Source organism: Arthrobacter phoenicis, assembly GCF_047238215.1.
GTDB lineage: Bacteria > Actinomycetota > Actinomycetes > Actinomycetales > Micrococcaceae > Arthrobacter.
Genome location: NZ_JBDFMK010000001.1, coordinates 1946115 through 1961027, shown reverse-complemented (window position 1 = coordinate 1961027; position 14913 = coordinate 1946115). Strand labels below are relative to the sequence as shown.

General features: G+C 70.8%; 15 protein-coding genes and 1 riboswitch. Of the genes, 4 read left to right on the top strand and 11 right to left on the bottom strand.

Annotated elements, in window-relative coordinates; translation table 11 throughout:
• The first annotated feature begins 105 nt into the window (after positions 1–105).
• The 3 genes from ABC337_RS09130 to ABC337_RS09120 are packed head-to-tail and all read left to right on the top strand — an operon-like array spanning position 106 to position 1933.
• Entirely contained in the window at positions 106–321 is a 216-nt protein-coding gene (locus ABC337_RS09130) for a DUF1737 domain-containing protein (protein ID WP_412884958.1), read from the top strand.
• A complete protein-coding gene (locus tag ABC337_RS09125) occupies positions 318–725 on the top strand; it encodes a rhodanese-like domain-containing protein (RefSeq protein WP_412884243.1) in 408 nt (135 codons plus the stop codon). The genes ABC337_RS09130 and ABC337_RS09125 overlap by 4 nt, the downstream gene beginning before the upstream one ends.
• Positions 722–1933 carry an O-succinylhomoserine sulfhydrylase gene (locus ABC337_RS09120; RefSeq protein ID WP_412884244.1) on the top strand — a complete coding sequence of 404 codons (1212 nt, stop codon included), beginning with the start codon at positions 722–724 and terminating at the stop codon, positions 1931–1933. The genes ABC337_RS09125 and ABC337_RS09120 overlap by 4 nt, the downstream gene beginning before the upstream one ends.
• A 25-nt stretch (positions 1934–1958) precedes the next feature.
• Here ABC337_RS09120 and ABC337_RS09115 read toward each other — a convergent pair whose 3' ends face one another.
• From ABC337_RS09115 to ABC337_RS09095, 5 genes are all read right to left on the bottom strand, one after another.
• Positions 1959–3107 carry a glutamate--cysteine ligase 2 gene (locus ABC337_RS09115; RefSeq protein ID WP_412884245.1) on the bottom strand — a complete coding sequence of 383 codons (1149 nt, stop codon included), beginning with the start codon at positions 3105–3107 and terminating at the stop codon, positions 1959–1961.
• Positions 3108–3130: 23 nt separating this feature from the next.
• Complete coding sequence (locus ABC337_RS09110) at positions 3131–4654, bottom strand: UDP-N-acetylglucosamine 1-carboxyvinyltransferase (protein ID WP_412884246.1); 1524 nt, start codon at positions 4652–4654, stop codon at positions 3131–3133.
• Between the two features lie 100 nt (positions 4655–4754).
• Positions 4755–5558 (bottom strand): energy-coupling factor transporter transmembrane component T family protein, encoded by an 804-nt coding sequence (locus ABC337_RS09105; protein ID WP_412884247.1) that lies wholly within the window; start codon positions 5556–5558, stop codon positions 4755–4757.
• Entirely contained in the window at positions 5555–7114 is a 1560-nt protein-coding gene (locus tag ABC337_RS09100) for an ABC transporter ATP-binding protein (RefSeq protein ID WP_412884248.1), read from the bottom strand. The genes ABC337_RS09105 and ABC337_RS09100 overlap by 4 nt, the downstream gene beginning before the upstream one ends.
• 10 nt (positions 7115–7124) lie before the next feature.
• Complete coding sequence (locus ABC337_RS09095; RefSeq protein ID WP_412884249.1) at positions 7125–7757, bottom strand: ECF transporter S component; 633 nt, start codon at positions 7755–7757, stop codon at positions 7125–7127.
• A gap of 67 nt (positions 7758–7824) precedes the next feature.
• Positions 7825–7966, bottom strand: a riboswitch (TPP riboswitch).
• Between the two features lie 236 nt (positions 7967–8202).
• On the opposite strand from ABC337_RS09095, the gene ABC337_RS09090 reads away from it, so the two are divergent.
• Positions 8203–8466 carry a DUF4235 domain-containing protein gene (locus ABC337_RS09090; protein WP_290256419.1) on the top strand — a complete coding sequence of 88 codons (264 nt, stop codon included), beginning with the start codon at positions 8203–8205 and terminating at the stop codon, positions 8464–8466.
• A gap of 42 nt (positions 8467–8508) precedes the next feature.
• Here the strand turns inward: ABC337_RS09090 and mnhG are convergent, their stop codons facing one another.
• The 6 genes from mnhG to ABC337_RS09060 are packed head-to-tail and all read right to left on the bottom strand — an operon-like array spanning position 8509 to position 14844.
• Positions 8509–8916 (bottom strand): monovalent cation/H(+) antiporter subunit G, encoded by a 408-nt coding sequence (mnhG, locus tag ABC337_RS09085; RefSeq protein ID WP_412884250.1) that lies wholly within the window; start codon positions 8914–8916, stop codon positions 8509–8511.
• Positions 8906–9184, bottom strand: coding sequence for an MrpF/PhaF family protein (locus tag ABC337_RS09080; RefSeq protein ID WP_412884251.1), 279 nt, complete (start codon positions 9182–9184; stop codon positions 8906–8908). Before ABC337_RS09080 ends, mnhG begins: the two co-directional genes overlap by 11 nt.
• Entirely contained in the window at positions 9181–9726 is a 546-nt protein-coding gene (locus tag ABC337_RS09075; protein ID WP_412884252.1) for a Na+/H+ antiporter subunit E, read from the bottom strand. Before ABC337_RS09075 ends, ABC337_RS09080 begins: the two co-directional genes overlap by 4 nt.
• On the bottom strand, positions 9723–11351 hold the full coding sequence (locus tag ABC337_RS09070; protein ID WP_412884253.1) for a Na+/H+ antiporter subunit D: 1629 nt from the start codon (positions 11349–11351) through the stop codon (positions 9723–9725). The genes ABC337_RS09075 and ABC337_RS09070 overlap by 4 nt, the downstream gene beginning before the upstream one ends.
• Positions 11348–11893 carry a Na(+)/H(+) antiporter subunit C gene (locus ABC337_RS09065; RefSeq protein WP_412884254.1) on the bottom strand — a complete coding sequence of 182 codons (546 nt, stop codon included), beginning with the start codon at positions 11891–11893 and terminating at the stop codon, positions 11348–11350. Before ABC337_RS09065 ends, ABC337_RS09070 begins: the two co-directional genes overlap by 4 nt.
• Positions 11890–14844, bottom strand: coding sequence for a Na+/H+ antiporter subunit A (locus ABC337_RS09060; protein ID WP_412893223.1), 2955 nt, complete (start codon positions 14842–14844; stop codon positions 11890–11892). The genes ABC337_RS09065 and ABC337_RS09060 overlap by 4 nt, the downstream gene beginning before the upstream one ends.
• Positions 14845–14913: the final 69 nt, after the last annotated feature.

The following is a 14913-nucleotide window of genomic DNA, read 5'->3' as shown; positions in this document are numbered from 1 at the left end:
GTCGTGTCCGACGCGACCCCGCCCCCAGTCCCCACTCCCGGAACCGGCACCCCGGCCACCCCTCCCGCACAGGCTGCCGCCCCCGCGGAGCGGCTAGCCTACCGGCTGCTGACCGGCCCTGACGACCGCAGCTTCTGCGAGCGGATCTCGGCCGCCCTTGCCGACGGGTATGTGCTGCACGGCAGCCCGGCCGCAACCTTCAATGGCACCTCGGTGATCGTGGCGCAGGCCCTGGTGCTGCCGGCCGCCGTCGCGGAGGCGGACGCCGCGGTGGCCCGCGCCGTCGACGTCCTGGAGTTCGACGGGCGGGCAGGAGCATGAGCTACGCCGGGGACCTGACTCCGCAGGCGGCCTGGGAACGGGTGCAGTCCGGCGCGGTGCTGGTGGACGTCCGCACCCGCGCCGAGTGGGCGCAGATCGGCGTCCCGGTGACCGGCGGTGCGGCCGCTGAGCCGGTCTTCATCGAGTGGACCCGGGCCGGCGGCGTGCCGAACGAGGCCTTCCTCGACGAGCTCCGGCAGCGCGTTCCGGCCGACGCCGAACTGCTCTTCCTCTGCCGGTCCGGGGCCCGCTCCGTCGCGGCGGCAGGGGCTGCGTCGGCGGCAGGATTCGCCGTCTACAACGTGCTGGACGGGTTCGAGGGCCAGCCGGATGAGTCCGGCGTCCGCCGCGTCAACGGCTGGAAGAACGTGGGCCTGCCGACCGACGGGACCCGCACCGCATGAGTTTCAATCCCGAGGCCGCGGACTGGAGCCCGGACACCCAGGCCGTCCGTGGCGGCCTGGACCGGACCGGCTTCCAAGAAACCACAGAGCCGATCTTCCTCAATTCCGGCTTCGTCTACGAATCCGCCGTCGCCGCGGAGCGGGCCTTTACCGGCGAGGACGAGCGGTTCGTTTACTCCCGCTACGGCAACCCTTCGGTGGCCACTTTCCAGGAGCGGCTCCGCCTGCTCGAGGGCACCGAGGCGTGTTTCGCGACGGCATCGGGCATGTCCGCGGTGTTCACCGCCCTCGGCGCGCTGCTCGGGGCCGGGGACCGGGTGGTCGCTGCCCGGTCCCTGTTCGGATCCTGCTTCGTGATCCTCAACGAGATCCTGCCGCGCTGGGGCGTGGAGACCGTCTTCGTCGACGGCCCGGACATGGACCAGTGGCGTGAAGCGCTGGCTGAACCCACGACGGCGGTCTTCTTCGAGTCGCCGTCGAACCCGATGCAGGAGATCGTGGACATCGCCGCCGTGAGCGGGCTGGCGCACGCCGCCGGCGCCACCGTGGTGGTGGACAACGTCTTCGCCACCCCGCTGCTGCAGCGTTGCACGGACTTCGGCGCGGACGTGGTGGTCTACTCCGGCACGAAGCACATCGACGGCCAGGGCCGGGTGCTGGGCGGCGCGATCCTGGGCAGCAAGGAGTTCATCGAGGGCCCGGTCCGGCAGCTGATGCGCCACACCGGACCGGCGCTGTCCGCCTTCAACGCCTGGGTGCTGACCAAGGGCCTGGAAACCATGTCGCTGCGGGTCAACCACGCCTCCGCCTCGGCGCTGCGGCTGGCCGAGTGGCTCGAGGAGCAGCAGGCAGTGACCTGGGTGAAGTACCCGCTCCTGGCCTCCCACCCGCAGCACGAGCTGGCCGCCAGGCAGATGAAGTCCGGCGGGACGGTGCTGACCTTCGAACTGGCTCCCCCGGCCGGCAGGTCCGCCAAGGACGCCGCCTTCGAGCTGCTTGACGGGCTGCGGATCGTCGACATCTCCAACAACCTGGGCGACTCGAAGTCGCTGATCACGCACCCGGCCACCACCACGCACCGGGCCATGGGCCCGGAGGGGCGGGCGGCTATCGGGTTGAGCGACGGCGTGGTGCGGCTCTCCGTGGGACTGGAGGACCCGGAGGACCTGATCCGGGACCTGGGCCAGGCCCTGGCGCGAATCCAGTAATCCTCAGAGGCGTGGAACGCGCGGCCTAGAACCGGCGGACGGGTGCCAGCGCCGGCAGCGGCCCGGTAGCGGTGCCGGCGTCGGGCGAGTCCCTGCCGACCGTGGTCCGCACCGCCTGGCCGACGACGGCGCCGAGGCCGGCGCGGCGCTGCAGCTCCGCCCCGGTGCCCTCCGCCAGGATTCTGGCCACCCCGGCGCGCGCCAGGCCGAGCTCGCCCTGGTCCGCCAGGACGGGGGCGAGGTAGTCCACCAGGGCGTTCACCACGTCGGCCGCGGGGCGGGGCCGGAAGGTGCCGAAGTCCAGCAGCTCGGAGGACAGCCCGCAGTTGCTCGCCTGCCAGGCCGCCATCCGAAGGAGCACTGTTGGCACCGGCGCCGGGTCCACGCCGTCGTACCACTCGCGCGAGGCGGTCTCCACCAGCGCCCGCACCAGCACCGCCAGCAGCGCCGCGTCCTCCGCGCGCAGGCACACGTCCGCCACCCGGATCTCCACGGTGGGATGGTTCCGGGCCAGCCGCGCGTCGAAGTACACCATCCCCTCGTCGAAAAGCACGCCGCTTTCCAGCAGCCGCGACACCACCCTGCGGTAGGCCGCGTGGCTGCCGAAGACCATCGCCGGACCGGCAGCGGGCCAGCGATTCCAGGCCTGGGTGCGGTAGCTCTCGAACCCGGTTTCCATCCCGTTCCAGTACGGGGAGTTGGCGCTCAGGGCGATCAGCACCGCCAGCTTGTCCCGGATCCGGTCCAGCACCGCCACCCCCTCCTCGGGCGAGTCGATGGCGGCGTGGACGTGCAGCCCGCAGGTGAGCTGTTCCTGGACGGTGAGGCCGAACCGCCGCTGCATCGTGGCGTAGCGCAGTTTGGGGGTGGTGTGGGTGGGGGCGGCCAGCGGCGAGGTAGCCAGCGCCGCCACCCGGGCGCCGTGGACCCGGGCGGCCTCGTCGGCGGTCCGGCGGGCCCGGCGAATCTGCCGCAGCAGGGCGTCATGCTCCCGGCAGGGCAACGTCTGGGTCTCGATCTGTTCGAGCTTGAGCTCGAAACTGAAGCCGGAATGGCCGTCGCCCGTGTCCGGGTCCCGGATGAGCCCGCGCAGCATGGCGTCTGCGAGCGCCAGCGGAAGCCCGGTGACGGGGTCCACGATCAGCAGTTCCTCTTCGACGCCGAAGGTGCGCATAACCCATTGTGCGCCGGGGCCGCTTAGTCCTGGAAGTACTCGATCTTCGCGCCGATGGTGTTCAGCCGCTCGGCCAGATCCTCGTACCCGCGCTCGATCACGTAGATGTTGCGCAGCTCGGATACGCCCCGGGCGGCCAGCATGGCCAGCAGCAGGCAGGCGGCAGGGCGAAGGGCCGGCGGGCAGCCCACCTCGGCGGCGCGCCACTTAGTCGGGCCGTTGACGTAGATCCGATGCGGGTCCAGCAGCTGCACCTGTGCGCCGAGCCGGTTCAGCTCGGTCAGGTAGATGGCGCGGTTCTCGTAGACCCAGTCGTGGATCATGGTCTGGCCCTGCGCGTTGGCGGCGATCACGGCGAAGAACGGCAGGTTGTCGATGTTCAAGCCCGGGAACGGCATGGGGTGGATCTTGTCCTCGGGTGCCTTCAGCTCGGAGGGCCGGGTGGTGACGTCCACCAGCCGGGTCCGTCCGTTGCGCGCCACGTATTCGGCGGAGACCTCCAGCCGCTGGCCCATCTGCTCGAGGGTGGCCAGTTCGATTTCCATGAACTCGATCGGCACGCGGCGGATGGTGACCTCGGAGTTGGTCACGATGCCGGCCGTGATCAGGCTCATCGCCTCGATCGGGTCCTCGGAGGGGAAGTATTCGATGTCCACGTCCACCGCGGGCCGGCCGACGATCTTCAGCGTGGTGGTCCCGACGCCGTCGATCTCCACGCCCAGACGCTGCAGGTAGAAGCAGAGGTCCTGGACCATGTAGTTGGGGCTGGCGTTGCGGATGATGGTGGTGCCGCGGCGGTGGGCTGCGGCCATGATGGCGTTCTCGGTGACCGTGTCGCCCCGCTCGCTGAGGACGAAGGAGCGGTTCTCGGCGTCGGCGGGCGGTGCCTGGACGGTGTAGAAGCCGGAGGTGGCCTCCACGCTGAGGCCGAACTGGCGCAGCGCCTGCATGTGCGGTTCCACGGTCCGGGTGCCCAGGTCGCAGCCGCCGGCGTAGGGGAGCCGGTACTCGGCGGACTCGTCCAGCAGCGGGCCCAGCAGCATGATGACGCTGCGGGTGCGGCGGGCGGCGTCGACGTCCATGCCGTCGAGGTCCAGGACGGCGGGGCGGCGGATTTGCAGGTCGGTGGCGTTCAGCCAGGTGCATTCGACGCCGATGCTGGTGAGCACCTCGACGATCCGGTTGACCTCCTCGATCCGGGCCAGCCGGCGCAGCACCGTGGTGCCGCGGTTGATCAGGCTGGCGCAGAGCAGGGCGACGCCGGCGTTCTTACTGCTGTTGACGTCGACGGCGCCGGAGAGGGTGTGTCCGCCCTCCACGCGCAGGTGGGTCATCTGGGGCCGGCCCACCTTGACGATGGAGCGGCCGAAGATGGATTCCAGGCGCTGGATCATCTTCAGGCTCAGGTTCTGCTTGCCCTGTTCCATCCGGGCGACGGCGCTCTGGCTGGTGCCGAGCTCGGCGGCAAGCTTGCCCTGGGTCCAGCCCTTTTCGCCGCGTGCGTCCTTGAGGACCGTGCCGAGGTGTTCTGCAGTGGGAAGCGTCATACCCAAGAAATATCACAGCTGAGCTACCGGCCGCCTCCGGAAGCGCTTCAAAGCGCGTAACGTCACACCCCTAGTCGGATGGTGCGATAACCCTCCAACGTCACTGCTGCCCGAGGAACACCATGTTCCAGGTCCCGGCGGCGACGGCGGCGGCTACCGCCGACCCCGCGATCACCATTCCGCCCAGAACTACCCACACGTCCAGCCCGGTGAAGCGCGCCTGCCGGGCCCAGGTCCGCCGGGCCCCGCCGAAGCCGCGCGCCTCCATGGTCACCGCCAGCCGCGACGCCCGCCGAACCGCCTGGACCAGCAGCCCGAAGCTCTGCCCCAGCATGGCCCTGGCGCGCTGCGCCGGGCTGCCGTGCGAGCCCACGCCGCGGGCCCGCCTGGCCATCCCGATGGTCTGCCATTCCTCCGCCATGAGTCCCACCAGCCGCATCGCGGCCAGCGTGCCCAGCACAAACCGGTGCGGCAGCCGGGCCTGCTGCGCGAGGGCGTCGGCCAGGTCAGTGGGGTCGGTGCAGCTCATCAGCAAGACGGCCGGCAGCGCGATCGCCAGGCCGCGCAGCAGGAAGCCCAGGCCCAGCTGCAGCGAGCCCTCGCTGATGGACCAGAGCCCCACGTCGACCAGGATCCGGCCCCGGTCCGGGGCGAGGATGGCTGTGCTCCAGCCGCCCAGGGCGGCGGCCAGGATCAAGGGCCAGCCGCGGCGCCAGAGCAGGGTGGGGGTGAGCCCGGCCAGTGGGAACAGCAGCACCTCGAAGACCAGGGCCACGGACGCGGAGACCCAGTCGATGGACAGGGCCAGCGCCACGGTGATCAGGACGACGCCGGAGAACTTGGCCAGCGGGTTGGCGCGGGCCAGCAGGGCGCGGTTTCCCTCCAGGGTCAGGGCTTCCCTCATGCCGCCGCCCCCTGGAGCTTGAGTTCGTCGCCGCCGAGGACGTCACTGAATTCGGCGTCGTGAGTGACGGAGACGACGGCGGTGCCAGCGTCCAGGAGTTCGGAGAGGAAGGAGGCCAGCTCGGCCCAGGTGTTGGCATCCTGGCCGAACGTGGGTTCGTCCAGGACCAGGACTTGCGGGTGGGCGGCCAGCACGGTGGCCACGGACAGGCGCCGTTTCTCGCCGCCGGAGAGGGTGTACGGGTTGGCGTCCACCAGGTGCCGCAGCCGCAGCCGCTCCAGCAGTTCGTCCACCCGGTCCGCGCCGCGGCCGAGCTGCCGCGGCCCGAAGGTCAGTTCGTCCAGCACCCGGCCGGTCACGAACTGGTGTTCGGGTTCCTGGAAGACCGTGCCGATCCGCGGGATCAGCTGCTGTGCCTTCCAGACGTAGGGGTCGATGCCCGCGCCGGCGCTGAGGTCGGTGGTGGCGGACACGGTCCCGGCCACCGGGGCCAGCAGCCCGGCGAGGGTCAGGGCGAAGGTCGATTTCCCGGCGCCGTTGGGCCCGGTGATGGTGAGCGCGCGTCCGGCGCGGACCTGCGCGGCGATGCCCTCCTGCACCGGCACGGGCGGCACCGGCCGGAAACGGGTCCGGAGGCCGCCGCGGCGGGGACGGTCGCGGGACACGGCCAGGGACTCTGCGGCCAGCAGCAGGCGGCCGGCCTGGAGGCCAGGCTCCGGACCCTGCCCGGTTACGCCGGCGCTCCGGGCACGGGTGGCGGGCACGTGGCCCGGGACCCAGACTCCGGCGGCGATCAGCATCTCCCGCGCCTCGGCCAGGACCCGGTCCGGCGGCCCGTCCAGCAGCACCGCGGATTCGCCCGCGGTGCCGGGCTGGAGCACCACGATCCGGTCCACCAGGTCCTTCCACACGGAAACCCGGTGTTCGACCACCACCAGGGTGGCGCCGGTCCGGTCCAGGCAGCGGCCCACAGCGTCGCGGACCTCCAGCACGCCGGCGGGGTCAAGGTTGGCGGTGGGTTCGTCCAGCAGCAGCAGCCCGGGCCGCATGGCGAGGATGCCGGCCAGGGCCAGCCGCTGCTTCTGCCCGCCGGAGAGGGCCGAGGTCGGGTGCCCCAGGGGCAGGGACCCGAGCCCGACGTCGTCGAGCGCCTCCCCCACCCTCGCCCAGATCTCCGCGGGCGGGACGGCGAGGTTCTCCGCCCCGAACGCGACGTCGTCGCCCACGCGGGAGAGCACCACCTGGGTCTCCGGGTCCTGCTGCACCAGCCCGGCGCGTCCGCGCCGGTCCCGGGGCGGGGCACCGTCGATCAGCAGGCTGCCGGCCTCGTCGGCGTCGTCGGCATCCGCGTCCGCGCCGCCGCCCTCGCCGAGGACCCCGGCGAGGGCGTGCAGAAGGGTCGACTTACCGGCGCCGGAGGGACCCAGCAGCAGGACGCGTTCGCCCGGGCTGATGTCCAGGTCCAGTCCGCTGATGGCGGGGCGGGACCGTCCGGCGTGCCGCCAGCCCCAGCCGCGGGCGGTGACCGCGGCGGGGCGGACGTCGTCGGCGTTCATGCGCGGGGTGTCAGGAGAAGACGGGTTCGGTGGCCGCCTTGCGGGAGGCGAAGGAGGCCAGCACCCCGGTCCGGGCCAGGCCGCGGGTGGCGATCCAGGCCAGGCCGCCGGCGATCACGGCACCGGAGATGGCGCAGAAGACGATGTAGGCGGCCTTGTCCCCGGCCTCGAAGGCGATGTTCCAGCCCCAGGGCAGGAAGCAGTCGTTCAGGCCGCAGAAGAGGCCCGCGCCGGCGCCGGCGAGCAGGGAGACCGGGAGGTTGAACTTGGTGTAGCGGAACGCGGCGAAGACCAGCTCCGCGCCGAGGCCCTGCAGGATGCCGGAGATCAGCACGGTGGTGCCGTACTGGGAGCCCATGATCAGCTCGCCAGTGGCGGCAACGGCTTCGCAGAACAGCGCGGCGCCGGGCTTGCGGACCACCAGCATGCCGAGGACCGCGGGGATCATCCAGCCGCCGGCGTAGAGGCCGGTCAGGGGCGGGTAGACGGCGGTGAGCGGGACGGACACCACGTTGGCGCCCTGGTCCCAGGCCCAAAAGATGACGCCGCCGGCGATCGCGATCAGCGCCGCCAGGACAATGTCGACCACGCGCCAGCTCTTCTTGCCGGCTGCTGTGGCGCGGGGGGTGGAAATATCGGTCATGTCGTCCTCCTGAGGTACAGGAGGGGAGGGTGTTCCGGCCACGGCGGCCGCTGCCGCGTGTTCCGGACACCCTGAGAACTCGACTCCCTTGCGCCGGTACTAACCGGATCAGGTTCGAGGGTCTGCGGCTGTCCGCACTCTCAGCGCCCACCTACGGTTCCCGGATTCCTCCGGAAGGGTCCGACGGCGGCGCTCCCCTGTCGTTGTGAATGTCGCCCGTGTGGGCTGGGCCAGTTTACACCCGCGCCGCCGGGGCCCGCCTCCCCTTCCGGCCGAGCCCGATCAGCACGATGCCGACCGCCACGAACGGCGCCCAGGGTGCGCTCCGGTCTCTGTCCATGCCCGACGGTAGGCCGGGCGGCGCGCGGCGGACAGGGGCGTCCGCCCCGGACCGGTGTGCCAGTAGGCTAGGGGCAGTCCTGTTTCCACCCGCAAGGAGCACGAAATGAACATTGTCATCAAACTGCTCGGCACCGGCATCAGCCTGGTCGCCGGTCTCGTCGGCACCAAGCTCGTGGACACCGTCTGGGAGAAGACCACCGGCAACAAGCCGCCGAAGGGCCACGACGACGACGTCCCCACCACGCTGCGCCAGGCCCTGACCTTCGCGCTGATCTCGGCCTCGGTGAGCGCCGTCATCCAGGTCCTCGCCAACCGCGGCACGCAGCGGGCCATCACCCGCTTCGCCAAGACCCAGGACATCGTCTAGGCGCACCGCACCACCAGACTCCGACGGGGAGTCCCCCGGGCATCAGTCCCGGCGGGGCTCCCCGTCGTCGTTGAAGCCGCGTTCCCCGGCGGCCTGCTGCACCACCGCTTCCAGCTCGTCCGCGCTCAGCAGCTCCGGGTGGAGATGCTTGGTGCGATAGCCGGCACGGCCCACCATGTGCGCGGAGACCGGAACGGTCAGCAGCTGGAAGATCCACGCGACCACCAGCACCGGCCACACCCACCAGGTGCGCATCTGCAGGCCCACGGCGCACAGCAACAGGAACAGGCCCAGGACCTGCGGCTTGGTGGCGGCGTGCATCCGGCTCATCAGGTCCGGGAAGCGGAGCAGGCCGATCGCCGCGCCGAGGGACATCAGCGCGCCCACCACCATGAACACTCCGGACACGGCGTCGATCACCGGGTCTGCGGAAAAGGTCTCATGATTCATGGGGATGCCTCCTCCGGTCGGCCACGAAGCGGGCCACGGTCACCGAGCCGACGAAGCCGATGATCGAGATCGCCACCAGCAGCATCAGGTTGTTCAGGTGCCGGTTGACGGCCATGTCGATGCACAGCGCCGCGCCCAGGATGGCCAGCAGCACGTCGGCGGCGAGGACCCGGTCCAGCAGGGACGGCCCGCGGGCGATCCGGATGATGGCGCCGCCTGCCGCGAGGGACAGGATGACGGCGGTCACGGCCAGGACGATCGGCATCATGCGGCTGCCTCCTGTTTGAGGGCGGAAACTTCCTCCGGGGTGCCCATGATCCGGATCAGGCCGGCCTCGGTGTCCCGAACGTCCTTGCGGAGCTTGGCGGCGTCGTCGGCGTCGCGGACGTTGATGCCGTGGATGTAGAGCGTGGACGTGGTCCGGTCCACCTCCACTACCAGGGATCCCGGGATCAGCGAGATGACGTGCCCGGTGGCGGTGACCAGGAGGTCCGAATGGCTGCGGAGCGGGACGGCGACGACGGCACTGATCACCCGGGGCCCGCGGACCACGGCGAGGTAGAGGACCTGGAAGCTCGCCGCGACCACCTTGGCCAGGAACACCACGCCGAAGGGAATGGCGCGCAGCACGTTGAACCGGCCGCCCAGTTCCACCGGCGGCAGGTAGAACAGCCTGGCCACGAGCACCGCGATCAGCGCCCCGAAGAGCAGGTTGCCGGCGCTGAAGTCCTGCCAGAGGGCGCCCCAGACAATCACCAGCCAGACCAGCAGCGGCAGTTCCTGGCGCAGCGAGATCCGTTTGCGGGTCATTTGCCGCCTCCCTGGGCCACGGGCTGCGGCGGGGCCGGAACCGTGACCTCGTCACCGAGGACCGCGTGGATGTAGGAGGACCGGTCCAGCATCTCGGCCGCGGACTGACCGGAGAGGCGGAACAGCGGCCCGGCGAACACGGTCAGGGCCACGCCGAGGATGACCAGCGCCAGGGTGGAACCGACCATGGTGCGCGGCAGCAGGCTCACCGTGTGTCGTGCGGAGGACGCCCCGGCACCACCGGTTCCCTGGGAATCCCCGCCCGGGGCGGCGAGCAGCACCGGGTCCGGATGCTCGGCGTCCTCGGGCTTGCGCCAGAAAGCACGGTTCCAGACGCGGGCGATGGCCAGCAGGGTCAGGAGGCTGGTCAGGACGCCGCCGGCCACCAGCGCGTACGCCAGCGGGGTGCCGAGCAGGACGCCGGCCTGCAGCAGGCCCAACTTGCCCAGGAAACCGGAGAGCGGCGGGATCCCGGCGAGGTTCATGGCCGGGATGAAGAACAGCACGGCCAGCAGCGGCGAGAGCTTGGCCAGGCCGGCCACCCGGTCCACGGAGGAGCTGCCGGCCCGGCGTTCAATCAACCCGGTGACCAGGAAGAGGCTGGTCTGGATGGTGATGTGGTGCGCCACGTAAAACACCGCGGCGCCCAGGCCGGCCACCGAGGACATCGCCAGCCCGAAGACCATGTACCCGATGTGGCTGACCAGGGTGAAGGAGAGCAGACGTTTGATGTCGCTTTGCGCGAGCGCGCCCAGGATCCCCACCACCATGGTCAGCAGCGCCACCACCATCAGCGGTTGATTGAAGGTGTCACCGGGGAAGAGCAGCGTCTCGGTGCGGACGATCGCGTAGACGCCCACCTTGGTGAGCAGGCCTGCGAACACCGCCGTGACCGGAGCGGGGGCGGTCGGGTAGGAGTCCGGCAGCCAGAAGGAGAGCGGGAAGACGGCGGCCTTGATCCCGAAAGCCACGAGCAGCAGCACGTGCAGCAGGTTCCGGGTGCCCTGGTCCAGGTCCCCCAGCTTCATGGCCAGGTCCGCCATGTTGATGGTGCCCGTGGCGCCGTAGATCATCGCGATGGCAATCAGGAACAGCACCGAGGACACGACGGAGACCACCACATAGGTCACACCGGCGCGGATCCGCGGGCCGGTGCCGCCGAGGGTCATCAGCACGTAGCTGGCCGTCAGCAGGATCTCAAAGCCCACGTAGAGGTTGAACAGGTCACCGGAGAGGAAGGCGTTGGACACCCCGGCCACCAGGATCAGGTAGGTGGGGTGGAAGATCGAGACCGGGGCGTCGCTGTCGCCGTCGGCCATGCCCTGCCCGGTTGCGTAGACCAGCACGGCCAGGCTGATGGCGGAGGAGACCACCAGCATCAGCGAGGAGAACTGGTCCACCACCAGCACGATCCCCCACGGCGGCAGCCAGCCGCCGATGCTCACCGCCGCCGTACCGCCCTCCCAGACGGAGGCCAGCAGCCAGCACTCGAGCAGCAGGGTCAGGGAGAGCAGCGCGATGCTGACGGTCCGCTGCGCCCGGGAGTGCCGGATCAACAAGAAGGTCAGGGCGGCGCCCAGGATGGGGAGGACGACGGCGAGCGGGGCAAAGCTGGCGATGTTCACTCGGACCCTCCTTCCTGGTTCGGTGCAATGGTGCGGGAGCCGGGCCGTTCCTCGGCGGCGGCGTCGCTGGCCGGCATCTGCCGGGCGCCGGCGAGGATCGTCCCGCCGTCGTCCTGTTCGACGGCGGGCAGCGGAAATTCGGAGGTTTCCTCGGGGATGACGGCGTCGTCCTCGGCGTCGAAGCTGGGGGTCTCGGCGACGCGGAGGTCCTCGGCGTCGTCCTGGATCTCGTCCTGCCGGGCCAGCACCCAGGTGCGGTAGATGATGCCGAGCATGAACGCGGTGACGGCGAAGGAGATCACGATCGAGGTGAGGATCAGCGCCTGCGGCAGCGGGTCGCTGTAGGCGCCGGGATCGGTGTCCTTGGCGAACAGCGGGGCCAGGCCGGCGTAGCCGCCGGTGGTGAGGATGAGCAGGTTGGTGGCGTTCGCCAGCAGCATCAGGCCCAGCAGCACCCGGGTGATGCTGCGTTCCAGGAGCAGGTAGATGCCGCAGGCGTACAGCACCCCCATCACGGTCAGCAGGGTCAGGTTGACGCTCATGCATTCCCCCCGGGGGTGGTTCCGGCGGCCGCGTCCGACTGCTCTTCGAAGTGTTCGTCGATTTCGGCGCCGAGGCTGCGGAGCACGTCCAGGGCCAGGCCGACGACGACGATGTAGACGCCGATGTCGAAGATGGTGGAGGTGACGAACTTGATGTCACCGAAGACCGGCAGCCACAGCTGGACAATGGCGCTCTGGAAGACCTCGCCGCCCAGGAGCAGCGGCGCCACCCCGGACACGGCCGCCGTGGCCAGGCCGATGCCCAGCAGCGCGCCGGCGCTCAGCGGCGCCGCCTCGCGCAGCTCGAACCGGCCGCCGGCGAGGTAGCGGATGGTCAGCGCCAGCCCGGCCATCAGGCCGCCGGCGAAGCCGCCGCCGGGCAGGTTGTGCCCGGCCAGCAGCAGGTAGATGGAGAAGACGATCATCGAGTGGAACACCAGGCGGGTCACCACCTCGAAGATGATGGAACGCCGCTCGGGGGCGAGGGTCCGGCCGGCCACCAGCCAGGCGTCCTTGGTGGACGCCGCGAACCGGCGGCTCAGGGCCAGCGCGGCACCGTCGCGGCTGTGCGCGGGGGCGGCCAGGCGGCCCACCGTGCCCTCGTCGGCCGACCCGGAGGACCGGATCCGGTCTCCGCGGCCGCGGACAAAGATGAGGCTGGCGACGCCGGTGGCGGCGAGGGCCAGGACGGAGATCTCGCCGAAGGTGTCCCAGGCCCGGATGTCCACCAGGGTGACGTTGACGACGTTGAGCCCGCCGCCGCCGTCGTAGGCCAGCCGCGGGAAGTCGAGCGAGACGGGTGTGGCGACCCGGGCGCCGAGGGCGTAGATCGCCACGAAGATCATGGTTAGGCCGAAGCCTGCGCCGATGATGATCCGGACCACGCGGTACCGGCCGCCGGTGCGGTCCCGGAGTTCGGCCGGGAGGCTGCGCATGGCCAGCACGAACGCCACCAGAATGATGGTCTCCACAAGCATCTGGGTCAGCGCGAGGTCCGGGGCGCCCTGCAGCGCGAACATCAGGGCGATGCCGTAGCCGGTGACGGAGACCATCAGCACGGCCAGGAACCGCTTGTTGGCGCGGACCGCGGCGAGGGCGCCGACCACGATGCCGGCGCCGGCCACCAGCTGCAGCGGGGACCCGGGATCGATGACGTAGAGGTCCGCCGGGAGCGGCTTGCCCGCGAGCAGGATGGCGGTCAGCGGGAGCAGGAAGGCCACGCTGAGGATGACGGCCAGATAGAAGTAGAGCGAACCGCGCTGGGTGCGGCCGGTGACCCACACGGCGGCGTCGTCGAGCGCGCCGATGGTCTGCTGGTAGGCGCGGTCGCCGTTGATCCAGCCCGGGACCAGCTCCTGGGCCCGGGCGACGGCGCCGCGTCCGTAGTACATCGCCAGTCCGAAGGCGAAGGTCACGGCGGTCAGGCCCAGGGCCGGCGTGATGCCGTGCCAGAGGGCGAGGTGCCCGGCGTCCGGGGCGCCCTCGCCGGCGAACAGGGCGGCGTAGGGCTGGATCCAGCCGTCCACCGGCGCGGGCCACAGCCCGTATGCCACGGTGAGGACGGCCAGCAGGGCGGGCGCGGCCAGGAAGGCGGGCTTGATGGCCTTGAACCGGGTCACCGGGACACCGTCCTTGACCGCGAACGCGCCCCAGAGGAAGCGCGCGCTGTAGGCGAAGGTCAGGATCGACCCGACGACGACGCCGACCAGGACCACCACGCCCCAGGGCCCGGTCCCGGCGTGGTGCACGAAGGCCTCGACGACAGACTCCTTGGCCACGAACCCGGCCAGCGGCGGCACCCCGGCCATCGAGGCGGCGCCGATGATGGCCACGACGCCGAGCGCGCGGGAGGAGCGGAACACCCCGGAGAGCTTCCGGATGTCGCGGGTGCCGGCCTGGTGGTCGATGATGCCGACCACCAGGAACAGGGTGGCCTTGAAGAGCCCGTGGGCCAGCAGCAGGGCGATCCCGGCCAGGGCGGCGTCGGGCTGGCCGAGGCCCACCACCATGCTCAGGAAGCCGAGCTGGCTGACGGTGCCGTAGGCGAGGATGAGTTTGATGTCCGTCTGGCGCAGCGCCCGGTAGCCGCCCACCAGCATGGTGGCCAGGCCCAGGCCCAGCACCACCGGCAGCCAGGTGTCCGTCCCGGCGAACCCGGGCGCCAGCCGTGCCACGAGGTAGATGCCGGCCTTCACCATCGCCGCGGCGTGCAGGTACGCGCTGACCGGGGTGGGGGCGGCCATGGCGCCCGGCAGCCAGAAGTGGAAGGGCACCAGCGCGGACTTGGTGATGGCCCCCACCAGCACCAGCACGACGGCGGTAGCCACCGCGGGCGCGGCGGGGCCCGACACCAGTTCCGGCGCCTGCTGCAGCAGGGCCGAGATCCGGTACGTGCCGGCGAAGGAACCGAGCATGATCAGGCCCACCAGCATGGCCAGGCCGCCGGCGGTGGTGACGATCAGGGCCTGCAATGCGGAGCGCCGGGCCGCCAGCCGGGTCCGGGCGTAGCCGATCAGCAGGTAGGACAGGACGGTGGTGAGCTCCCAGAAGATGAACATCAGGAGCAGGTCGTCCGCGGTGACCAGCCCGAACATCGCCCCGGCGAAGGCCAGCAGCTGCGCCCCGAAGCCGCCTAGATTGCTGTCCTTGTTCTTGAAGTACCGGGCGCAATAAACCAGAACCAGCGTGCCGACGCCCAGGATCAGCAGGGACATCACCCAGGCCAGGGCATCCATCCGGAAGGCCAGCTCCAGGCCAAGGTCGGGAATCCAGGGGACCAGCAGGGCGGGGGCGTCCGGGGCCGCATACACGGCGTCGTGCTGCAGGATCAGCCACAGGAACGAACCCGCGGGGACCGCCGCCAGCGCATAGAACGCATTCCTGCCCACCCGGCGGAAGAGAAACGGCGCCACAAGAGCCACAGCGAAGTGCACGGCTAGGACTGTGATCACTGGTATCTCCGCAACGTCAGGAATTCGGTTATCAAAAAGTTGGAGCAGGCGGCGCATGTGGTTAGGTTC